Origin of the sequence: Salinispora tropica CNB-440 (assembly GCF_000016425.1) — a bacterium.
Lineage (GTDB): Bacteria > Actinomycetota > Actinomycetes > Mycobacteriales > Micromonosporaceae > Micromonospora > Micromonospora tropica.
Window position 1 is genome coordinate 4,423,850 of record NC_009380.1, and the last position, 22,446, is coordinate 4,446,295.

Below are 22,446 nucleotides of genomic sequence, written 5' to 3' on the forward strand. Positions count from 1 at the left end.
CGCGCTCACTGCGCGATCTGCTTGATCTCGAACGGCACTGGCTGCTGCGCGCCGTGCGGGTGCTCGGCACCGGCGTAGACCTTCAGCTTCTTGATGAGCTTCCGGCCCAGCTTGTTGTGCGGGAGCATGCCCTTCACGGCCAGCTCGATGGCCCGCTCGGGGCGCTTGGTCAGGAGCTCGTCGTAGCCGAGCTGCTTGAGGCCGCCGGGGTAACCGGAGTGCCGGTAGGCGATCTTCTGCTGCCGCTTGTTGCCGGTCAGCGCGACCTTGCCGGCGTTCACGATGACGACGAAGTCGCCCGTGTCGACGTGCGGCGCGAAAGTCGGCTTGTGCTTGCCGCGCAGCAGCGTGGCGGCATGGGTGGCCAAGCGGCCCAGCACGACATCAGAGGCGTCGATAACGTGCCACTGACGCTCGATCTCACCCGGCTTCGGGCTGTACGTACGCACAGGTTTACCTTGTCTCGTCGTCGGTCTGGGGCCTGCGCGCCGGGGTGACCAACTTTCAGGCCGAGCCAACGCGCACGAACGACCAAGCGCACCTCAGACGGCACGCCCCTAGATGTCGCACAACAGCAGCTAACGATACCCAACGCCGGGCCAGCCGGCAAAACGGGGTCCGGTCAGCACGTCCGGCTGGGCCGGGGGCAGGCTGACGCCCACCCGTGGCGCAGGTCGGTGCTGGTCGACGTCACACCCGAGCCGAGGCCAGCCGCGCCCCCGGTCGCAGGTACACAGCCCACGTCAGCGCGGTCAGCACCAGGAAGAAGCCGACATAGAACCACAGCGCGGGCTGGATGCTGCCGTACGCCGACTTCGCCCACGCGTAGCAGATCGGGACCAGGAAGCCGCCAAAGGCACCGATCGCGGAGATGATCCCGAGCGCCCCGGCCGCCTGCCGGCGCATGGCGCGCATGATCTCCGGCGAACCGCCGAGCTCCTCCCCCCGCACCTGGAAGATCCGAGAGATCATCCGGTAGGTCGACCCGTTGCCGACTCCGGTGGCCACGAACAACACCATGAACGCCAGGAAGAAGAGCTCCAGCCAGCGCTCCCGCACCGACCACAGGGCCAGGTACGCACCGGCGGTCATCAACATGAAGCTGGCCACGGTGACCCGGGCGCCACCGATGGTATCGGCGAGACGGCCACCGAAGGGTCGGCAGAGTGAACCCACCGCCGCACCGAGGAAGGCCCAGGACAACGCGATGTCGGGCCGGCCGAAGACCCCGTTGAGCAGCGTCGGGAAGGCCGCCGAGTAACCGATGAACGAACCGAACGTGCCGACGTACAACAGCGACATGATCCAGGTGTTCCGGTCCCGCAGCGAGGACCACACCGGCCCCACATCCGCCTTGGCCTCGGCCAGGTTGTCCATGAACAGGTAGGCACAGACCGCCGCGATCACCGCGAGCGGGAGGTACATCAGGCCGGCTCGGGCCAGGGCGAGGCCACCGCCGAGCACGATGACCTGCGGCACCAGGAACTGCACCACGGCAACCCCGATGTTGCCGCCCGCCGCGTTCAGCCCGAGCGCCCACCCCTTCTCCCGCTCCGGATAGAAGAACGAAATGTTCGCCATGCTGGAGGCGAAGTTCCCGCCGCCGAACCCGGCGGTGGCGGCGATCAGCAGCAACGGCACGAAGCCGATCTCCGGGTGCTGCACCGCCCAGGCCAACCCGGCAGCCGGGATGATCAGCAGCAGGGCGGAGATCACGGTCCAGTTCCGCCCGCCGAAGACCGGCACCGCGAAGGTGTAGGGCAGTCGCAGCAGCGCCCCGACGCCACTGGGCACGGCGGTCAGCCAGAGCGCCTGGCTGGTTGTCAGCGTCCACCCGACATCACCCAACCGGACCACCACGATGCTCCAGAGCAGCCAGACGGAGAAACCGATGTGCTCGGCAAAGATGGAGAAGATGAGATTGCGCCGGGCAACGGCCCGGCCGGCGGTCCGCCAGAAATGATCGTCCTCCGGAGCCCAGTGGCCAATCCAGCGGCCCCTGCCACGTTGCAGGTCGATCTCCTCCGCTGTTCTCGTCGCGGGCACGCTCGTCGTCATCAGGCGCTCCTTCCGGCCGGGCCGTCCTGGCCCGCCGGCCGCACCGGCTGGTCGGTGACGAGCGGGCCCGGCTGGAACCTAGGAAGCCGGCGTTACCGCAGCGTTCGTCGCCGGATTCGGGGAGGCAACGGTGCGCGCACCGAACCGCCCACCGACCCGTGAGGAGCGCCATCGGTCAGGGGCGCGATCGGTGGGGTGGCTCAGAGTTGTTGCAGGATGCGTAGCGCCCGGCCGACCCGACGCATGACCTCATGGTCGGCCACGTCCACACACTCGGAGAACCACTGCTTCATCGGCGAGGAGAGCCGGTCAGGCATCACCACCCGCTCACCCATCGACACCGCGAGGGGAGAGTCCCGCAGCAGCGCCGTCTCCACCACCTCCGCCACGATCACGATCGGCACGGCGGTGGAGTTGTACACGTCGGAGCTGACGACCAGCCCCAGCCGCTCCCGGGCCCCCGAGATCCGCCAGACCTCACCCCTATGCAGCACGCGGACGGCCACCGAGGAGCAGGTCGTTGACCAGCCCCACCTCGTGGGCGTCAGCGAGCGCGGCGGTCTCCCAGTCGAGACCGGCCCGGCTGACCGCATCGGCGTGAGCGGCGAAGACCTCCCGCAGCGTCTTCTCCCGGGCGGCCTGATCCATCCAGGCGGACAGGGAGAGCCCCTCGCGTCGGGCGAACCACCGGGCCTGCTCAATCGTCTCGTCGGCGAACGACAGCGTCACCTTGGCAGTCATGGCCGGAAGCCTACCCAGGGGTAGGACCATCAGTCGTCCTGTCGCCGCGGTGCGCCCGACTTGACCGGGCCGAAACACGTGGGAACCGGGCCGGAAATCCCCCGCCGGCACGCTTCACCAGCATGACAGACGGTACGCGCCCCGCTACCGCAGCCGGACGACCCCCGATCGAGGCGGCGACACACTGCCCCTACTGTGCCCTCCAGTGCGGGATGACCCTGCGCGAGGCCGACGGCGAGGTGGCCGTACTCCCCCGGTGGTTCCCCACCAACCAGGGCGGGCTCTGCCAGAAGGGCTGGACCGCCGCCGAGCTGCTGGACCACCCGGATCGCCTCACCACCGCGCTGCTTCGCGACCCGGCCAGCGGCGAGCTGCGCCCGGCGAGCTGGGACGCGGCCCTGGACCGGATCGTCACGGGCATCCGCACCATCCAGGCCAGCCACGGCCGGGACGCGGTCGCCGTCTTCGGTGGCGGTGGCCTCACCAACGAGAAGGCGTACGCGCTGGGCAAGTTCGCCCGGGTGGTGCTCCGGACCCGACACATCGACTACAACGGGCGGTTCTGCATGTCGTCGGCGGCTGCCGCCGGGATGCGCGCCTTCGGCGTCGACCGGGGTCTCCCCTTTCCCCTGGCCGACCTGGGCACCGCCGACACCCTGCTGTTGGTCGGCGCGAACCCGGCCGAGACGATGCCCCCACTGGTGCGCTGGCTGACCGAGCAACGCCGCCGAGGTGGGCGGCTGATCGTGGTGGACCCACGAGTCACCGCCACCGCCCGCCAGGCTGACCTGCACCTACAGCCGTTGCCCGGCACCGATCTTGCGGTGGCCAACGCGCTGCTGCACATCGCACTCACCGAAGGGTTCGTTGACCACAGCTACGTCGCCGGACGCACCACCGGCTTCGACGAGGTCCGTCGGGCGGTGGCTGAGTGGTGGCCGGCCCGCGCCGAGGCACTGTCCGGGGTGTCGGTGGCCGATCTGGAGACGACCGCACGTGCGCTGGGCGGTGCCGGCCGGGCGATCATCCTCACCGCCCGCGGCGCGGAGCAACACGCCAAGGGCGTCGACACCGTCACCGGGTACGTGAACCTGGCGCTCGCCCTCGGCCTGCCCGGCCGCCCCGGCTCCGGCTACGGATGCCTGACCGGGCAGGGCAACGGCCAGGGCGGCCGGGAACACGGCCAAAAGGCCGACCAGCTTCCCGGCTACCGCCGCATCGACAACCCCGCTGACCGGGAGCACGTCGCCACGGTCTGGGGTGTGCCAGCGGACGACCTACCCGGGCCCGGGGTACCCGCGTACCGGCTGCTGGACTCGCTCGGCACTCCGGACGGGCCGAAGGCGCTGCTGGTGTTCGGCTCCAACCCGGTGGTCTCCGCGCCGCGGGCGGCCCGGATCGAGGGCCGCCTACGCGACCTCGACCTGCTGGTGGTCGTCGACTTCCTGCGCTCCGAGACGGCGGCCCTCGCCGACGTGGTCCTGCCGACCGCGCAGTGGGCCGAGGAGGACGGCACCATGACCAACCTGGAGGGACGGGTCCTGCGCCGGCGTGCGCTACGCGAACCGCCACCCGGGGTCCGCACCGACCTGGAGCTCCTCGCCGCCCTCGCCACGGCGCTGGAGCAGGGCGCAGTGTCCCCTTCCACGGTGGACCGAAAGCCCACAATCCCGCCCGAGCCGCAGGTGGTGTTCGAGGAGCTCCGAGCGGCCTCGGCCGGCGGGCTCGCCGACTACGCCGGGATCAGCTGGGAACGGATCGACGCGCGAGCGGGAGCCTTCTGGCCCTGCCCGGATAGTGACGGACCGGACACCCCCCGGCTCTTCGCCGACCGTTTCCCCACCCCGGACGGGCGCGCCCGATTCCATGCCGTGCAGCACCGACCCGCCGCGGAGGAGGTGTGCGCCGCCTACCCGCTGCACTTCACCACCGGACGGGTGCTCGCCCAGTACCAGTCGGGAACCCAGACCCGACGGGTGCCCGCGCTGCGACAGGCCGCGCCAGCGGCCTTTGTCGAACTGCATCCGGACGTGGCCGACCGACTGGGCGTGGTCGACGGCGAGCTGGTGCGGGTGCTCTCCCGCCGGGGCGAGTTGGTCGCGCCGGCTCGGCTCAGCCCGACGATCCGGCCGGACACCGTCTTCGCCCCGTTCCACTGGGGCGGCGCCGCCCGCGCCAACACGGTCACCAACGATGCCGTCGACCCGATCTCCGGGATGCCGGAATTCAAGATCTGCGCGGTACGAGTGGAGAAGGCGGTGGCGACGTGACCGATCGAATCGTGATCATCGGCAACGGAATGGCCGGTACCCGCCTCGCCAGTGAGCTCGCCGCGCACGGCGGGGACCGGAAGGTCACGGTGCTCGGGGCGGAACCGTACCGGGCCTACAACCGGATCATGCTCTCCACCCTGCTGGCCGGAGCAGCCGAGGAGCCGGACGTGCAGCTGGCCGAGGTTGCCGGGCACGGAGTCGACCTGCGTACCGGGGTCACCGCCATCACGATCGACCGAAGGGACCGTACGGTCGGTACCGACCGGGGCGACCGGATCCACTACGACCACCTGGTCTTGGCCACCGGCAGCCACGCCGTTGTCCCCCCACTGACCGGGCTGGCCGGCTGGGAACTGCCGGAACGGGTGGTGCCATTTCGGACCCTGGATGACTGCCGCCGCATCCTCGCCGTCGCTGACCGGGCCCGCCGCGTGCTGGTGCTCGGCGGCGGGCTACTCGGCCTGGAAGCGGCCCGCGGGCTCGCCGGCCGCGGGCTCGAGGTGACGGTGGTGCACCCGGTGCCGTACCTGATGGAGCGGCAGCTCGACCCAGCCGCGGCGGCCGTGCTCGCCCGCACCCTCGCCGGCCTCGGGGTCACCACCCAGCTGGCCGTACCGGCCACCGCCGTGGTCGCCGACCCCCGCGGCGTCCGCCTCGAGCTGGCCGACGGCCGGTCGCTCGACGCCGACCTGTTGGTGCTTGCCTGCGGCGTGCGCCCGGAGACCGCGCTCGCCACGGCCGCCGACCTGACCGTACGGCGGGGGGTTCTGGTCGACGACCAGCTACGCACCAACGACCGACACATCTCGGCCATCGGCGACTGCGCCCAGCACGGCGACACCCTGACCGGTCTGGTGGCCCCGGCCTGGGCACAGGCACGGGTGCTGGCCCAGGTGCTCAGCGGCGCGGACCCGGCGGCCCGATACCGGCCAAGGCCGGTGGTGACCCGCCTCAAGACCGCCGGCATCGATCTGGCAGCTATGGGTGACCCCGGCGACGGTCCCGGCGAGGAGCTGACCTTCACCGACGTGGCCGGTGGCACGTACGCCCGGCTGCGCATCAACCACGAGCGGGTGACCGCCGCGATCCTGCTGGGCGACAACCCGTCCGTGGGCACGGTCATCCAGCTCTTCGACCGGGGGCAGCCGGTGCCCAGCGACCGGCGGTCGCTGCTGCTCGGCCGGGCGCTCGGCACCGGGCCGGCGGAACCCGCCACGACACCGGCGCTGATGCCGGACGGGGCGACCGTCTGCCACTGCAACAACGTCAACAAGCGGACACTGGTGGAGAGTTGGCGCCGCGGGGCGCGGACGGTCGACGAGGTGGTGGCGGCGACCCACGCCGGTACGGGCTGCGGCTCCTGCCGGGACGCGGTCGCCGGCATCGCCGAATGGCTCTCCACCGTGGAATCGGTGGAGGTGGGGCGATGAGAACAGGCCGACTGGTCGTCGTCGGCAACGGCATGGTCGGGCAGCGGTTCGTGGACGCGTTACGCGCCCGCGACAGCGACGGTCAGTGGCGGGTGACCGTGCTCGGCGAGGAGTCCCGGCCCGCGTACGACCGGGTGCGTCTCTCCGCCCTCTTCGACGGGGTGGGCGCGGACGAGCTGAACCTGCACACCCCGGATCCACGGGTGCGGCTGCGGCTCGGTGCGCCGGTCACCGCGATCGACCGGGCCCGACGCGTCGTGGCGACGACCGAAGGTGAGTACCCGTACGACGCGCTGGTGTTGGCCACCGGCTCGTACCCCTTCGTGCCGCCGATCGACGGCGTCGACCTGCCGGGCGTCTTCACCTATCGCACGCTCGACGACCTGGCCGCGATCCGCACGCACGCCCAGGGCCGCCGGTGGGGCGCGGTGATCGGCGGTGGGCTGCTCGGCCTGGAGGCGGCGAACGCGCTGCGGCTGCTCGGGCTCGCCACCAGCGTCGTGGAGTTCGCACCGCGGCTGATGCCGGTGCAGGTGGACACCGCCGGCGGGGCGCTGCTACGCCGATACGTCGAGGAGCTGGGCGTCGCCTGCCACCTCGGGGTCGCCACCAGCGCGCTGCACCCCGGCCCGGACGGCTCGGTGGCCCGGCTGGAGCTGGCGGACGGCGGGCGGGTGGACGCCGACCTGGTCGTCGTGGCGGCCGGTATCCGCCCCCGGGACGAGCTGGCTCGCGCCGCCGGCCTGCCCCTTGGCCGCCGTGGCGGGGTGCTGGTCGACCGCACCTGCCGCAGCGCCGACGAGCGGATCTGGGCGGTCGGCGAGTGCGCCGCCGTCGACGGCACCTGCCACGGTCTGGTCGCCCCCGGCTACGCGATGGCGGAGACGGTGGCCGACCAGCTGGTCGGCGGGGCGGCCACCGTCCCCCACGCGGACACCGCCACCAAGCTGAAGCTGCTCGGCGTGGACGTCGCCTCCTTCGGCGACGCGCACGGCACCACCCCGGGCTCCCTCGACGTGACCTTCACCGATCCGGCCACCCGGGTGTACGCGAAGCTGGTCCTCTCCGATGATGCGCAGACGCTGCTCGGAGGCGTGCTGGTCGGCGACGCCGACGCGTACCCGACGTTGCGGGCCAGCGTCGGCCAGGCGCTGCCCGCCGCGCCGCTCGCGCTGCTCGCCCCGGCCGGTGCGGGCACCGGGGTGGCGACGCTTCCCGGCTCCACGCAGGTCTGCTCCTGTAACGCGGTGACCCGCGCCGACCTGGACTCGGCGATCGCCGGCGGCGCGACCGACGTACCGGCGCTCAAGGCGTGCACCCGAGCCGGCACCAGCTGCGGCTCCTGCGTACCGATGCTCCGGCAGCTGCTCGACGCCGCCGGCGTTGGGCAGCCCCGCGGGCTCTGCGAACACTTCGAGGTGAGCCGCCAGGAGCTGTTCGACATCATCCGGGTCCGGGGGATCCGCACCTTCTCCAACCTGATCGCCGATCATGGCCGGGGAGACGGCTGTGACATCTGCAAGCCGGTGGTGGCGTCAATCCTGGCTTCCCTCGGCGCCGGGCACCTCCTCGACGGCGAGTGGGCGTCGCTACAGGACACCAATGACCACTTCCTGGCCAACCTGCAACGGGACGGCAGCTACTCGGTCGTGCCCCGGATCCCCGGCGGGGAGATCACTCCGGAGAAGCTGATTGTGCTCGGTGAGGTGGCCCGGGACTTCGCGCTCTACACGAAAATCACCGGCGGGCAACGCATCGATCTGCTCGGCGCGCGGGTGGAGCAGTTGCCGCAGATCTGGCGCCGGCTGGTCAACGCGGGCTTCGAATCCGGCCACGCGTACGGCAAGGCGCTGCGGACGGTGAAGTCGTGCGTCGGGTCCACCTGGTGCCGATACGGGGTGCAGGACTCGGTCGGGTTGGCCATCGCGCTGGAGCTGCGCTACCGCGGGCTGCGCGCCCCCCACAAGATCAAGGCAGCGGTCTCCGGTTGTGCAAGGGAGTGTGCCGAGGCACGCGGCAAGGACTTCGGCATCATCGCCACCGACTCCGGCTGGAACCTCTACGTCGGCGGCAACGGCGGATTCCGGCCCCGGCACGCCGACCTCTTCGCCACCGACCTGACCACCGAGGCGCTGGTACGGCTGGTCGACCGGTTCCTGATGTACTACATCCGCACCGCGGACCGGCTGCAACGTACCGCCGCCTGGATCGAGGCGATGGACGGCGGTCTGGAGCACCTGAACGCGGTCATCGTGGACGACTCACTCGGGCTATGCGCCGAGTTGGACGCGGCGATGGCCCGACACACTGCGTCGTACTCCGACGAGTGGCGCGACGTCCTCGAGGATCCGGCGCGGCTGGGCCGGTTCGCCTCGTTCGTCAACGCCCCCGAGATGCCCGACCCCTCCATCCGCTTCACTGAGCAGCGCGGACAACGGGTACCGGTGCGGGCCGGGGACACCGAGAACCAGCAGCCGGTCGGGCTGGGGATGCCGCGGGTACCGCGATGACCAGCGATACGCGGGGATGGACGGTGGTCTGCCCACTGACCCGCCTGGACCTCGGTCGGGGGGTGGCAGCGCTCGTCGACGGCGTCCAGGTGGCGCTGTTCCGCACCGCCGCCGACCTGTTCGCCATCGACAACCGGGACCCGGTCACCGACGCGTACGTGCTCTCGCGCGGAATCGTGGGCAGCCGGGGTGGCGTGCCGACGGTCGCCTCCCCACTACACAAACAGGTGTACGACCTGCGTACCGGAGACTGCCTGGACCTACCGGGCGTCGCCGTCCGATGGCACCAGGTGCGGTGCCGGGCCGGGCTGGTCGAGGTGCGGCTGCGAGAGGAGACGTGAATGCGCGACGAACTGGCCGGCTTCACCGTCGGGGTGACCGCCGACCGGCGTCGGGACGAGTTGGCGGCGTTACTCCAGCGGCACGGGGCCCGGGTGGTCTTCGCACCCGCCCTGCGGATCGTGCCACTCGCCGACGACACCGAGCTGCGCGCGGCGACGCGGGCCTGCCTCGATCGACCACCGGACGTCCTGATGGCCGACACCGGGATCGGGATGCGGGGCTGGCTGGAGGCGGCCGAGGGCTGGGGGCTGGCTGAGCCGCTGCGCACGGCGCTGCGCGAGGCGTACGTGGTGGCGCGCGGACCGAAGGCCAGGGGAGCGATCCGGGCCGCCGGCCTGCACGACCAGTGGTCGCCCGCCTCGGAGAGCTGCGCCGAGGTGGTGGCGCACCTGCGGGACCGTGGCGTGGCCGGCCAGGTGGTCGCCATGCAGCTGCACGGCGGACAGCAACCCGAGTGCACGCAGGCGCTGGTTGCGGCCGGAGCTACCGTGATCGCGGTGCCGGTCTACCGCTGGGCCCCGCCGACTGACCCGGCGCCACTGCACCGGCTGATCGACCTGGTCATCGACCGGATGGTGGACGCGGTGACGTTCACCTCGGCGCCGGCTGCCGAGGCGTTGCTGCGCGCCGCCGGGGACCGGGTCGACCAGGTGCTCGACGCGTTCCGGAGCGCGGTGCTGGCGAGCTGTGTGGGAACGGTGACCGCGGAGCCGCTGCGGCGGCGGGGGGTACCGGTCAGCGCGCCCGAGCGGGCCCGGCTGGGCGCCCTGGTCCGTACGATCGTCGCTGAGTTGCCGCGGCGCGCGGTCACCCTGAAGGCCGCCGGTCACCTCCTCACCCTGCGTGGGCACGCCGCGGTGGTCGATGGTGAGCTGCGACCGCTGGCTCCGGCGCCGATGGCGGTGCTGCGGACGCTGTCCGCGTCCCCGGGGCGGGTTCTGTCCCGCGCGGCGCTGCTCCGGACGCTGCCGCGCGGGGCGGACGAACACGCGGTGGAGATGGCGGTGGCGCGGCTGCGCGCTGGGCTGAAGGCTCCCGGGGTGGTGCAGACCGTGGTGAAGCGCGGCTATCGCCTCCGCGTCGACTGACGCGTTGCCCCCGCAGCCCCGGCCCGCAGCTGGGTGGCGGGCCGGGATCTCGGACCGTTTCCGGCGGTGCCGGTCAACAGCGCCGGCTCACCCGACCGGGGTCGGGTAGCCGCGGTCGTGCTCGGCCTGCAGGCGGCTCATGGCGTGCTCGACGACCGTCACCAGCACCTGCTTCACCGAGTCCCGGCTGCGCGCATCGGTCAGCACGAGCGGCACGTCCGCTGGGATGGCGAGTGCCTCGCGCACCTCCGCCACCTCGTAGTCGGGGGCGCCCTGAAACCGGTTGAGGGCGACCACGTACGGCAGCTTGCGGTTCTCGAAGTAGTCCAGCGGGGCGAAGGCATCGGTGATCCGGCGAGTGTCCACCAGGACGGCCGCGCCGACCGCACCACGGATGATCTCGTCCCACATGAACCAGAACCGGGTCTGGCCAGGCGTGCCGAACAGGTACAGGATCAGGTCCTGCGCCATGGTGATCCGGCCGAAGTCCATGGCGACGGTCGTCGTCTCCTTGCCCGGCACCTTGGACGGATCGTCGATGCCGACACCGGCTGCGGTCATGACCGCCTCGGTGGTCAGCGGTGTGATCTCCGAGATCGCACCGACCAGCGTCGTCTTTCCCACGCCGAAACCGCCCGCGACGACGATCTTCGCGGAGATGATCTCCCGGCTCGCCCTGGCGGGGTCATAGTTCGCGAAGTCCACTTAGCACCCTTCCAAGCAGGTTCATCCGCTCCACAAAACCCATCGTGGGAGCGGAGGTGTGTAGCGTCAGCAAACCCTCGGCCACCATGTCGGCCACCAGTACCCGGGTGACACCGAGGGGCATCCGGGTGTACGCGGCGATCTCCGCCAACGACTGCGCCCGGCCCTCACAGATCGTCGCGATGCGGTGCTTGTCGTGCCCCGCGAAACGTGACTCGGCAGCCGCCGTTGCGCTCGCGGACAGCACCGCCTCCAAGGTGATGTCCTGCCGCGGCTCGGTCCGGCCCCGAGTGACCGCATACGGGCGCACCAGCTCCCCACGCGCTTCGGCTCGCCGGCCTTCCATCCGCTGTCACCTCCCCTCTCGCCCGACCGGTGCCCCTTCGGCGCCGGATCTGCTCTCCTCAGGCGGCGCTGTCCGGAACCACACCATCGTCATGAAGACACCGCGTCAATCATGAAGACACCGCGTCCCGAGGCAACGGCACCAGTGCGGCACCGACTCGTTCCACGAGAAGTGCCATCTCGTAGCCGACCTGACCGACGTCGCAGCTGCGGGCGGCGAGCACCGCCATCGACGAGCCGTCACTGATCGACATCAGGAAGAGGTAGCCGCTGTCCATCTCGATAACCGTCTGGAGCACCCCGCCGGCGCTGAACATGCGGGACGCGCCGTCGGTCAGGCTCACCACGCCGGAGGTGATCGCCGCAAGCTGATCTGCACGGTCCGCGGGCAGATCCCGGGACGAGGCAAGCAGCAGCCCATCGGCGGACACCGCGACCACGTGGGCGATGCCCGCCACGCTGTCGGCGAAGTTACTGAGCAGCCAACCCATGTCCTGCATGGTCGCTGGCCTGTTCATCAGCTCGTCTCCTTGCTCGAGGTGCTGTTGGGGTCCGAGCCGGCCGCACGACCGCGCTGCACGCCACGGTGATAGGCCGACAGCAGGCCGCGAACGTTGTCCGGCGTCCGGCGGGTCCGTTCCCGGGTTTGGGGCTCGATCCCGCCGGGGACAAGTTGCGCCTTCGGCACCCGCTTCGGCAGACCGGAACGGGTGGTACCGCCGCTGGCCGGCTCGGCAGCCTGGCTGGCCCGGCTCCAACCCTCATCCGCGATGGTGCGCCACGCATTGCCACCGCCGGCTGGGGCCCCGGAAGCGCTCGGCGAGGCCGGCGGCACGCTGGTCGGGGGTGCGGTGGGCGGTGGTCCGGCGGAAGGGGGAGCAGTGGGCGGCGGTCCAGCGGAAGGGGGAGCGGCTGGGCTCGTGGGAGCGGCGGAGTACGACGGCACGGGGGTGGCAGCTGGCGGAGTCGTCGTCGTTCCGGGCACCCGGGTGGGTAGGTGCGGCTGGGCTGGGGAACCCGGCGTCGCAGACGGGCCCGGGGGCGTTCCGTCGAAGTCCGGCCGGGTGAAGATGGCCGTCGCATCGTTGCCGTGCGTCCGGAACCAGACCGCCTCCATCTCCCGGAAGATCGGTGCTTCCGCCGGCGGCGCAGACAGGGGCGTCGCGTCGATCGACGCGGTCGCGGCCAGGTCCGCGCCGAGCCCACCGGTCAGCCCGCTGTCGGCGGGAAGTGGGTTGGCTGACGGCGGGTTGGCTGACGGCGGAGGGGTCGCGGCCACGGTGGGGAAGGCCGCAGTCGCCACCGACGACTCGCCCGAGGGGTTCCGTTGGGGCAGTGGGTACGCCGCCGTGGGCGCATCACCGGGACGGCCTGCGGCGCTGAGGCTGGGCTCGGTCCCGGCAACCCCGCCGGCCTGGATCGGTGCCACGCTGGTGCCGGCCTGGACCGGTGCCTGCCAGGGGGCTGGCTCGGGCTGCCGCTGGTCCGGCAACGTCGCGGCCCGCGTGGCGCCCGCCGCCGGGTCGCCGATGCCGACCGAAGTGGATGGTCCCTGCTCCACCGCAAGCGGCTGACGAGGTCGGGTGAGCTGGGCTGGTCCCCGCCCGACGGGCAGCACAACCGCGGCCGTCGGCAGGGTTACCTGGGCGACGATGCCGCCCTCAACGTTGCGGCGTAGCTCGACCCGGATGCCGTGCCGCTCGGCGAGTCGACTCACCACGGCCAGGCCCATCAGCCGGAACGCCGCGACATCAACGCTCGACGATTCGGCCAACCGGCGGTTGAGCGAGTCGAGCTGCTCGTCGGAGAGGCCGAGACCACGGTCCTCGACCTGGATCAGCACGTAGTCGCGGATCCGCCGCCCATCAGCGACCACGGTGGTGTTCGGCGGCGAGAACCGGGTCGCGTTGTCAAGTAGTTCGGCAACGAGCCGGACCACGTCGTTGACCACGTGAGCGGCGACCGACACGTCCGTGTCGACGGTGCCGAACTCAATCCGGTTGTAGAGCTCCACCTCGGACTGCGCCGCCCGCAGGACGTCCACCAACAGAGCATCTTCCCGCCGGGGTACGGTCGAGTCGGCCCCGGCAAGGACCAGCAGGTTCTCGTCGTTGCGGCGCATTCGGGTGGCCAGGTGGTCGAGTTCGAAGAGTCGGGCCAGCCGCTTCGGGTCCTCCTCACCACGCTCGATCGCGTCCAGCTCCCCGATCATGCGGTCAACCAGCGTCTGACTCCGCCGGGCCAGGTTGAGGAACATCGCCGAGACACTGGTCCGCAGAGCGGCCTGCTCCGCCGCCACCCGGACCGCCTCCCGGTGGACCACGTTGAAGGCGACCGCGACCTGACCAACCTCGTCCTGGTTGGTGAGTCGGATCGGGTCGCGAATCTCCCGGACGATGTCGTCGACCCCGCCCTCGTCAACCGCCTCCATGCTCTGCAGGCGACGCACCGCGTCCGGCAGGTCGTGGTTGGCCACGGCCAGGGCACCCTCCCGCAGCCGGTACAGCGAATGGTTCAGCGAACGGGCCAGCACCACGGCGAGAGTGACCGCGATGACCAGGGTCATCAGCACCAGCAACGACTCGATGAAGGCCTGGCGCAGGACCTCCGAGCGATCCTGCTCGGTATCGGCGAGCAGCTGCTCCTGGAGCCGGGCCTCGGTCCACCGCATGAGGTCGTGGACAGCACCGATGGCGGCGCTGGCGTCCTGGGCGCTCACCAGGGACTGCTGCCCGACCGAGCGGGTGATGTCCGCGGCAACCGTGTCGGCCAGGGTGACCGAGTCACCCGAGACGGTGTTGTCCACGAGCGAGCGTTGCCGTGGGTCCGCCGCCAGGGAGAAGGCGAGCAGCGCCTCCTGCTGACTGGTCAATGTGGCCACGAAGGAGGAGTATTGCTCCTCGTCGAAGCGGCCCGCGCTCAACGCGGTGTAGGCGACTGACTCCTCCTCGCCGACCGCTGCCTTGGCCCGGGCGAAGGCAGCGACCGCCCGGCGGGCATCCGCCAGCCGCTCGTCGCCGGGCAGCTGGGCGAGGCCGTCGCCGTAGGCCACCAGGTCGGCCAGGATGACGCCGTAGCGCAACGCCGACTCGGCGACCGCCATCTGCCTGCGGTCCAGCACCTGCTGCCGAGTGGCGTCCAGCGTCTCGAGGTGCCCGTCAATGGCCGCCACCCGGTCGCTGACGGCAGCGGGCAGCTCGTCGAAGAGCTCACGCTCCTCCTGGTAGGCCTGCACCCGCTCGTCAGTGCTGCGCACCCGCAGGTTGTAGGCGTCGGCGGCCGCTTCCGTCTCTTCCGTCGACGCGATATAGACCGCAGCAGCCATTCGTTCGGCATGCAGGTCCTGAGCGAGGGCGGAGATGTCGATGGAGAGTTCGGTGAGCGCTTTGGCCCGGGTGACGTCGTACGCGCCCTCGCCGACTGTGATCAGACGAACAGTCGCCAGTGCGATGACCGCGGTGACCGGCACGACCAGGATCAGCGCCAGCTTCGAGCGGATTCGTGCATTGCGGAGCCGAGGCAGCCAGCGCCGCTTCGGCTGGTCAATGTCGCCGCTTGCGGGCAGGGTCGTCGGTCCGGTGCTCACGACATAGCCTCCGTCATTCCATCCACGCCTGAACCGCCGACCCATGTCTGGTCCAGCAGAAGAGAAACCATGCGCGGCACGGCCGCGATTTCATCAGACGAGACCGGTTTTGGGAAGCCGAGCTGGGGCCAGAAAGGGCCGTATGACGGCCAGCCGATGCCGCAGTCCACGAATGCTACCAATTCGACAACCCTCTGAACAGGCAATGTAGACGTGCATTGGTGAATGAATACGCTTTGGTAATCAGACGCAAACTTTACGTCACCCCAGCATGTGAGATTTTCGTCCCGAAACGCCTCCGCCTGGCCCGCTTGACCACGGGGCCCGACATTGGCAAGGTTTTCCAGGCTGCGCGCACACCGTACGGGAAAAGTGATCGATACCCCAGCGACAGTGGACGATCCGCCGGCTCCCGTGCCGTACCTGGAGGACAACGTTGAGCCCCATCCGCTCCGCAACCGCGGCGCTCACCTCGGCCGTCCTGGCCATCACGCTCACCGCCTGCCAGCTCGGCGCGGAGGAGCAGGACACCAACCCGATCATCATCGCCGCCGATCTCGAACTGTCCGGGCCCGGCGCGCCAATGGGCAAGACCTACCAACGGGCCCTCGAGCTCAAGGCCGAACAGCTCAACTCGTCCGGCGCGCTGAACGGACGGCAGATCGAGCTCCGGGTCAAGGACAACCGCTCCGACGCAAGCGAGTCGCTCCGCAACATCAACGACTTCGGCGCTGACTCCCAGGTCAGCGCGATCGTCATGGGCGGTTGCAACGAATGCGCGACGGGCGCGGTGGACACCATCGACGGTCAGCGGGTGCCGATGGTGGCGCTGGCCCCCGCCGAGGCCGTCGCCAGCCCGGCAACGGAGCGCCGGTACGTGTTCAAGCTGGCCCCGAACGCATCGGACAGCGCCGAAGCCCTCGCTGTCGAGCTTCGCCGCAACGAGATCGGTGACGTGGGGGTACTGCGTAGCGACGACGCCTACGGCCAAGAAGGGCTCACCGTCCTCCAGGCCGCACTAGACAAGTCCGACATCGAGGTACTGGGAGTGAAGACCGTCCGAGCCACCGACACGGACGTCTCCAGCCAGATCACCTCCCTGGTCGACGACGCGCCCGAGGCACTGGTGCTCTGGACCCGCGCGGAGCAGGCTGGGCTCGCCGCCGTCGCCGCACGGGAGGCCGGCTTCGAGGGCGCACTCTACTTCGACGCCTCGGCCGCGGGCGAGCTCTTCCTCGGCACGACGGCTCAGGCCACGGAAGACGCCACGATGGTCTTCACCCAGACCATGGTGATCGACGACGTGATCGCCACCACCCCGGCGAAGGCGGCACGGCGACGGTGGTTCCAGGACTACACCGCCCGCTTCGGCGGCTACCACGGCTCGTCCTCGTTCGCCGCGGATGCCCTCCAGCTCCTCGCCGACGCCGCCCTGCGGTCCGGCACCGACGCTGGCAAGCCTGACCGGGAGGGCATCCGCAATGTGTTGGAGACCTCGCAGATGGACGGGCTCTCGGGCCCGATCCGACTGACCCCGGACAACCACTCCGGCCTCATGCCACAGGCGCTGACCACTCTGGTCGCGCGCAACGGTCGCTGGCGCCTGGCCGGGTGATACCTCGGCCCGGCCCGGTGATTCCGGGCCGGGCGCGTCCGGTCATGCCGACTGGGTCACCGAGCCGACGTGGTCGCGCGAACCCAGGGCAGGGCGAGGCGTTCGACGAGGTACAGCGCGGAGTAGAGCCCGATGCTCATCGCGGCGATCAACACGATCGCCGCCCACGCCGTCGCGGTCTCGCCAACCCCGTTGTACTGCAGGATCTGATAGCCCAGGCCCGGCTGGTCCGAGTAGAACTCGCCGATCACCGCCCCGATGGCGGCCAGCGGCATCGCCACCTTGAGGCCGACGAAGACCTGCGGTAGCGCGGCCGGGAAGCGCACCTTACGGAACGACTGCCACCAGGAGGCGTGCAGCGACCGCGCCAGTTCGGCAAGGTCCGCCGGAGTGGTCGTCAGCCCGGTTGCGGTGGAGAGCACTATCGGGAAGAAGCAGAGCAGGAACACCATGGTCAGGATCGGCTTCGCACCCCAGCCGAACGACACCACGAGTAGCGGGCCAAGCGCGATCTTCGGCACCGCGTTGACGGCGACGAGCAACGGCGCGAACATCCGCTCGAGGTGTCGAGAGGCGGCCAACGCAATCCCGATCAGCACACCGGCGACCGCCGAGAGCAGGAAGCCCACCACCGTCATCAGGGTGGTGATTCCGAGCGCGGGTACGAGCACATCGCCCGTCTCGACCAACGAGGTCCCGACGGCCTGCGGTGGCGGCAAGGCCGCCGGGTGTACGAGGCCGAACCCCGTGGTGACCAGCCACCAACAGGTCAGTGCGATCGCCAGTCCGAGTAACGGGAGCCCGGCACTCCCCACCGGGATCGATCGCCGGCGGCGGACGGCCGGTGCGAGCGGACCGACCACCCCCGCCGACGGCCCCTCGGGCCGGGTCCGGGTCTCGGTCACAGCCTCCCTCCTTCCTGCCGGCTGAAGGCCGGCACACGACGGGGGTGCGGCCGGGATCCGGTCCGCACCCCCGAATGGTGGTCGATCAGGACTTCGGTGTGAGGCTGAAGTCGATGATCTGGTCGGGCTCGAGCTCCTGCTTCAGCGTTCCCGCACCCCGCAGGATGGCGATGCTCTTTGCCACTCGCGCGCTGTCCACCGTGCCCACTTGGGCACCGCTGTTGCTGGACCGGACATAACCGGCCATCAGCTCCAGCTCCGCCTTGGCGGACTCGACGTTTGTCGAGTCCACGTTCTTCTTCAGCAGCTCCGCTGCCTCCTGCGGGTTGTCCAACGCGTACTCCAGGCCCTTCAACAGGGCCTCGGTGAACCGCTTGACCATCTCCGGCTTCTCTTTGGCGATCGTCGTGGAGGTGATCAGCACGTTGCCATAGAGGTCCTGCAGGTACTCGCTGTACGGCAGCATGATCGCCTTCTTCTTGGCGATCGCCTCAATGGTCGGCTGGCCCACAACAAACTGCCCGATACCGTCGACGGTGCCGGCGGCGAGAGTGCCCATCAGGTCCTGCGGCTGACCGTTGACCCAGGTCACCTTGCTCGCATCGACGCCGGCGATCTTCGCGTACGTGGGGAAGAGGTTACGGACCACCGAGGTGGGGCTGTCCGCGATCTTCTTGCCCTCAAGGTCCTTCGCCGTGGCGATGTTCGTGCCCTCGACGGTGGCGATGCCGGCCATGGTGCGCTGCTGGATCGCGGCGACGACGACGAAGTCCTTGGCCTCGCCGTTGCCAAACTGGAGCAGACCACCAGTGAGGTCGATCGGCCCGAAGTCCGCCTTGCCTCCGGAGACCGTCTGAATCACACTGCCGGTGCCCTGCCCCGGCTTGATCTCGACATCAAAACCCGCGTCGCGGAAGAAGCCCTTCTCCTTCGCCACCCAGGCGTAGGAGTCCCGGCCGAAGTTTCCGAAGGAGGTGAGGTAGGTTACTTCCTCCAGCGCGCCGTCACTCCCCTCGTTGGAGTCCGAGTCGCTGCTACACGCCCCAACCATCGCCAGAGCAGCGGCCATCGTGGCTGCGGCGACCGTACGGGTCAGCCTTCTCATCAGTACACCTTGTCCTTTCCGACCGGGGCCGAGAGCCACCGGAGGGGTAGTCGGGTGGCGTCGACCCGAAGGGTGAAGCCAGCGCCACCATCGTGAGGGGACTCTTCGCGGGCACAGCGTACGAGAAACCCGCCGCCAAACCGCCAGGCATGTCGGGTTGCGGAACGGAAACAACTAATCCCACCCCAGCCAGCATCATTACCGCACCCGACCGGTACCCTGTCCCGTGATCGCTGACTGTCAACTCAGGAAGGCCCGCGGATGATCCGGCTGTCCGGGGTATCTCGGAGCTTCGATGGCCGCTCCGGCCGAGTCGAGGCCCTGCGTGGCATCGACCTTGACATCGCCGACGGCGAGTTCGTGGCCGTGCTCGGCCGCTCCGGATGCGGCAAGTCCACTCTGCTCCGGCTCATCGCCGGACTACTCCCGGTTACCGCCGGGGAGGTCACAGTCGCTGACGCACCGGTCGCCCACCCCCGGCCGGATGTCGCCATGCTGTTCCAGCGGCCGGCTCTCCTGCCCTGGCGCACGGTGCTCGACAACGTCCTCCTCCCCGTGGAGATCTTCGGCTGGAAGCGGGCCCAACACCGCGAGCGGGCCCGGCAGCTACTGAAGCTGACCGGCCTCGCCGGGTTCGAGAAGCGGCTGCCGCACGAGCTCTCCGGCGGCATGCAACAGCGGGTCTCGCTCTGCCGCTCGCTGATCGGTGAGCCCCGGGTGATGCTGATGGACGAGCCCTTCTCCGCGCTGGACGCGCTCACCCGCGAGGAGCTCTCCGGTGAGCTACAACGGGTACACATGGAGACGTCAGCGACCGTCGTCTTCGTCACCCACTCGATCGAGGAGGCGGTCCTGCTGGCCGACCGCGTGGTGGTGCTCAGCCCTCGCCCCGGCCGTATCCGCGACATCGTGGACGTCTCCATCCCCCGTCCGCGCACACTCGGCCGCAACGCGCATCTGGCCGATGTCGCCCGGGTCAGCGCCGACCTGCACGAGCTACTCGCGGAGAAGGAACCCGCATCGGTGGAGGTGCCTTGAGATGCGCGTCTCGGTATTCACCGAGCCACACCGTGGAGCCAGCTACGACGACCAGCTCCAGTTCGCCCGCCACGCGGAGAGCTGCGGCTACGACGGCTTCCTCCGCGCCGACCACTACCGGGCGATGGGCGACGACCCGGCGTTGCCCGGCCCCACGGATGCCTGGCTGACGCTGGCCGCGCTGGCCCGTGAGACCAGCCGTATCCGGCTCGGCACGCTCGTCACGTCGGCCACCTTCCGGCTACCCGGCCCGCTGGCCGTCATGGTGGCGCAGGTCGACCAGATGAGCGGCGGCCGGGTCGAGCTGGGCATCGGCGCCGGTTGGTACGAGCGGGAGCACACCGCGTACGGGATTCCCTTCCCCGGTGTCAGCGAACGGTTCGACCGGTTGGCCGAACAACTGGAAATCGTCACCGGGCTGTGGCGTACCCCTCCGGGGGCCGAGTTCAGCTACACCGGAGCGCACTACCAACTCGTTGACGCGCCAGCGTTGCCGAAGCCGGTCCAGCGCCCCGGGCCGCCGGTGATCGTGGGAGGTCGCGGCGCGAAGCGCACCCCCGATCTGGCCGCCCGCTATGCCGACGAGTTCAACATGCCGTTCACCTCCGTCGCGCAGACGGCCGCCGCGTATGAGCGGGTCCGCGAGGCGTGCGATGCTGCCGGCCGGGCCGACTCCGGGCGGCGACCGCTGGCGCTCTCGGCGGGAATAGTGGTGGCCGTCGGCCGCACCGACGCCGAGGCACGCCACCGCGCTGCTCCGCTGCACCTCCCCAGCGCCCTGCCCCCGGAGGATCCGGTCGTGGGCTCGCCCGCGCAGCTCGTCGAACGCATCGGCGAGTTCGCCGCGATCGGGGCGACCCGCGTCCACCTGCGCCTCATCGACCTCGCCGACCTCGACCACCTGGAGCTCATCGCCGCCGAGGTGCTCCCCCAACTGGATGGACCACAGTGACCACAACCGACCTCGAGCTGGGCCCGGTGGGCCAGGAGATCGTGTACGAGAACGACCGGGTGCGGGTCTGGCACATCAGGCTGGCGCCCGGTGAGCGGCAGCCGCTGCATCGGCACGACCACCCGTATCTGGTGGTGGCGATCCAGGGCGCCAAGAACGTCGTACAGACCATCGACGGCAACCGCATCGACGCCGACGAGCCGACCGGCGGCGTCGTCTATCGGGATCCGGGGGCGGTACACATGCTCACCAACGTGGGCGACACAACCTACCTGGCCCGGCTGGTCGAGCTCAAGTAGCCCCACCGCGGGGCGGGCTACCGCACCCGACCGGCGTGCCGGTGGCGCGTGCCCGCACCGGGACCGTAACGTGCCCGGCATGGCGTTTCGGACCTGGGGCAAACTACTGCTCACGGCGCTCGGGGGAAGCCTGTTGGCCGGAGCTGGCCAACTCGGCATCGCCTTCGGCTTGGGCATCGTGCGCTTCTCCGGCGCCTTCACCGGCGAGGGCGTCAACCAGTGGCCGGCACAGCTCGCCTGGGCCGCCTGGTTGGCGGCGAACGCCGCTGTCACCGGCGCCGTCTGTGCCGAACGGCTGGCGCGCCGAGGAGCCCCACTGATCGGTGCCGGTCGGCAGGCCGCCGTGGCGGGCGCCGCCGCGCTCGGCGCCACGGTCGTCGCGCCGCTGGGCATGCAGTCCGCCCGAGCCGCCGATGTCAGCGGCGTGGAACCGGTCTGGGCCGTCGCCGCGGGCGCTCTCCTCGGGGCGGTGATCGGCGGGGGCGCGGCATTGACCGTCCTGGTACGTCCCCCGCTGCTCTGGAATATGGTGCTCGTCGCCGGCCTGGTCTGGTTCCTCGCCTTGGCCTCCGTCATGCCGTCGCTGAACGACACGGGCCCGCTTCGGGCAGTACGCCTCGGAGTGTGGGAACCCTCCTGGCTCGACCCCATCGTGGCGGACCGTCTCTGCCTGCTGGTCCTGCCGGTGGCGGCGCTGCTGGCCGGAACCCTCACCGGCGGCCTCGCCCGTCGGCGCGGGCAGGCGACACCCGTCGGCGCGCTGACCGGGCTGGCGGGGCCGGCGCTGCTGGCCGGCGCGTACCTGGCCGCGGGTCCCGGAGCGGACGCAGACCGGTACCAGGCCACGCCGTACTACGGTGCCCTGCTCGCGGTGGCCGCTGGCGGGCTCGGCTCGGCCGCCGCCGCGATGCTGCGCTGGCCACTGGTCGAGCGCCCGATCACACGGGCCGCCGCCACCGCCTCGGCTGCAACCGAGGCGGCTGTGGACACACCGGGCACCGAGCGGGGACCCGGCACCGAGCCGACGGCGGTCTCCCCGGCTGCCCCGGCTCCGGCCGAGGCCGACCCGGGCACCGCGGACGACCGGTCGGTGCCCGGCACCATGCCTCCCGCGCCCCGCCGCCGGAGCTTGTTGCGGTCGACGCCCGGCGTAACGCCTCCCGCACCGCGCCTCCGGAGCCTGTTCGGCCGCGGCCGCTCCCGACCCGACGAGGCAGGGGACCCGACGGAGGAGGTCCGGCTACCAGCGCAGGACGAGGAGTTCGTCGACTGGGTCACCGGTCTGAGCAAGCCCGTGTCCAACAACGAACCCGATCCGGAGAGCGCTCGCCGCTCGTTGCGCTCCATCGGTCGACATCACGCCGACTGACCCGGACCGCCCCGACCCGGCCGCTCAGGTCGATGACCGATGCCCGGTGCCCACCCGGGGCACCCCGACCAACGGCCGCGGTGCC

At 70.7% G+C, this 22,446-nt stretch carries 20 protein-coding genes; 10 read left to right on the forward strand and 10 right to left on the reverse strand.

The window, feature by feature from the left end; translation table 11 throughout:
• Window positions 1–5 precede the first annotated feature (5 nt).
• The 4 genes from rplM to STROP_RS19450 all read right to left on the reverse strand — a co-directional run bounded on the left by rplM (window position 6) and on the right by STROP_RS19450 (window position 2,829).
• Window positions 6–449, reverse strand: a complete 444-nt coding sequence (gene rplM / locus STROP_RS19435; protein ID WP_012015069.1) for a 50S ribosomal protein L13 — start codon at window positions 447–449, stop codon at window positions 6–8.
• 241 nt (window positions 450–690) lie between these two features.
• Window positions 691–2,058 carry a NarK family nitrate/nitrite MFS transporter gene (locus STROP_RS19440; RefSeq protein WP_012015070.1) on the reverse strand — a complete coding sequence of 456 codons (1,368 nt, stop codon included), beginning with the start codon at window positions 2,056–2,058 and terminating at the stop codon, window positions 691–693.
• Window positions 2,059–2,258: 200 nt separating this feature from the next.
• Entirely contained in the window at window positions 2,259–2,564 is a 306-nt protein-coding gene (locus tag STROP_RS19445; protein WP_018222623.1) for a type II toxin-antitoxin system PemK/MazF family toxin, read from the reverse strand.
• Entirely contained in the window at window positions 2,542–2,829 is a 288-nt protein-coding gene (locus tag STROP_RS19450; protein ID WP_012015071.1) for a hypothetical protein, read from the reverse strand. Before STROP_RS19450 ends, STROP_RS19445 begins: the two co-directional genes overlap by 23 nt.
• A 92-nt stretch (window positions 2,830–2,921) precedes the next feature.
• Here STROP_RS19450 and STROP_RS19455 point away from each other — a divergent pair, with 92 nt between their 5' ends.
• Genes STROP_RS19455 through STROP_RS19475 form a run of 5 tightly spaced genes read left to right on the forward strand, consistent with a single transcriptional unit; the run spans window position 2,922 to window position 10,442 of the window.
• Entirely contained in the window at window positions 2,922–5,069 is a 2,148-nt protein-coding gene (locus STROP_RS19455; protein ID WP_012015072.1) for a molybdopterin oxidoreductase family protein, read from the forward strand.
• On the forward strand, window positions 5,066–6,502 hold the full coding sequence (locus STROP_RS19460) for an FAD-dependent oxidoreductase (protein WP_012015073.1): 1,437 nt from the start codon (window positions 5,066–5,068) through the stop codon (window positions 6,500–6,502). Before STROP_RS19455 ends, STROP_RS19460 begins: the two co-directional genes overlap by 4 nt.
• A complete protein-coding gene (nirB, locus tag STROP_RS19465; protein WP_012015074.1) occupies window positions 6,499–9,012 on the forward strand; it encodes a nitrite reductase large subunit NirB in 2,514 nt (837 codons plus the stop codon). The genes STROP_RS19460 and nirB overlap by 4 nt, the downstream gene beginning before the upstream one ends.
• A complete protein-coding gene (gene nirD, locus STROP_RS19470) occupies window positions 9,009–9,353 on the forward strand; it encodes a nitrite reductase small subunit NirD (RefSeq protein ID WP_012015075.1) in 345 nt (114 codons plus the stop codon). Before nirB ends, nirD begins: the two co-directional genes overlap by 4 nt.
• Window positions 9,354–10,442 (forward strand): uroporphyrinogen-III synthase, encoded by a 1,089-nt coding sequence (locus tag STROP_RS19475; protein WP_012015076.1) that lies wholly within the window; start codon window positions 9,354–9,356, stop codon window positions 10,440–10,442.
• 87 nt (window positions 10,443–10,529) lie between these two features.
• Here STROP_RS19475 and STROP_RS19480 read toward each other — a convergent pair whose 3' ends face one another.
• From STROP_RS19480 to STROP_RS19495, 4 genes are all read right to left on the reverse strand, one after another.
• A complete protein-coding gene (locus STROP_RS19480; RefSeq protein ID WP_012015077.1) occupies window positions 10,530–11,147 on the reverse strand; it encodes a GTP-binding protein in 618 nt (205 codons plus the stop codon).
• Window positions 11,128–11,493 (reverse strand): DUF742 domain-containing protein, encoded by a 366-nt coding sequence (locus STROP_RS19485; protein ID WP_012015078.1) that lies wholly within the window; start codon window positions 11,491–11,493, stop codon window positions 11,128–11,130. Before STROP_RS19485 ends, STROP_RS19480 begins: the two co-directional genes overlap by 20 nt.
• A gap of 109 nt (window positions 11,494–11,602) precedes the next feature.
• Window positions 11,603–12,010, reverse strand: a complete 408-nt coding sequence (locus STROP_RS19490) for a roadblock/LC7 domain-containing protein (RefSeq protein ID WP_012015079.1) — start codon at window positions 12,008–12,010, stop codon at window positions 11,603–11,605.
• Window positions 12,010–15,078, reverse strand: a complete 3,069-nt coding sequence (locus tag STROP_RS19495) for a sensor histidine kinase (RefSeq protein ID WP_012015080.1) — start codon at window positions 15,076–15,078, stop codon at window positions 12,010–12,012. The genes STROP_RS19490 and STROP_RS19495 overlap by 1 nt, the downstream gene beginning before the upstream one ends.
• A gap of 436 nt (window positions 15,079–15,514) precedes the next feature.
• Between STROP_RS19495 and STROP_RS19500 the strand changes: the two genes are divergently transcribed.
• A complete protein-coding gene (locus tag STROP_RS19500; protein WP_012015081.1) occupies window positions 15,515–16,693 on the forward strand; it encodes an ABC transporter substrate-binding protein in 1,179 nt (392 codons plus the stop codon).
• Between the two features lie 56 nt (window positions 16,694–16,749).
• On the opposite strand, the gene STROP_RS19505 is transcribed toward STROP_RS19500, so the two are convergent.
• Complete coding sequence (locus STROP_RS19505) at window positions 16,750–17,598, reverse strand: ABC transporter permease (protein WP_012015082.1); 849 nt, start codon at window positions 17,596–17,598, stop codon at window positions 16,750–16,752.
• Between the two features lie 85 nt (window positions 17,599–17,683).
• Window positions 17,684–18,703: an ABC transporter substrate-binding protein gene (locus tag STROP_RS19510; protein ID WP_012015083.1), complete on the reverse strand. Its 1,020-nt coding sequence runs from the start codon at window positions 18,701–18,703 to the stop codon at window positions 17,684–17,686.
• Between the two features lie 261 nt (window positions 18,704–18,964).
• Here STROP_RS19510 and STROP_RS19515 point away from each other — a divergent pair, with 261 nt between their 5' ends.
• From STROP_RS19515 to STROP_RS19530, 4 genes are all read left to right on the forward strand, one after another.
• Window positions 18,965–19,741, forward strand: coding sequence for an ABC transporter ATP-binding protein (locus STROP_RS19515; RefSeq protein ID WP_012015084.1), 777 nt, complete (start codon window positions 18,965–18,967; stop codon window positions 19,739–19,741).
• Between the two features lies 1 nt (window position 19,742).
• A complete protein-coding gene (locus STROP_RS19520; protein ID WP_012015085.1) occupies window positions 19,743–20,693 on the forward strand; it encodes an LLM class F420-dependent oxidoreductase in 951 nt (316 codons plus the stop codon).
• Entirely contained in the window at window positions 20,690–20,992 is a 303-nt protein-coding gene (locus STROP_RS19525; protein ID WP_012015086.1) for a cupin domain-containing protein, read from the forward strand. The genes STROP_RS19520 and STROP_RS19525 overlap by 4 nt, the downstream gene beginning before the upstream one ends.
• A gap of 79 nt (window positions 20,993–21,071) precedes the next feature.
• Window positions 21,072–22,361: a hypothetical protein gene (locus STROP_RS19530; protein ID WP_043535480.1), complete on the forward strand. Its 1,290-nt coding sequence runs from the start codon at window positions 21,072–21,074 to the stop codon at window positions 22,359–22,361.
• Window positions 22,362–22,446 lie beyond the last annotated feature (85 nt).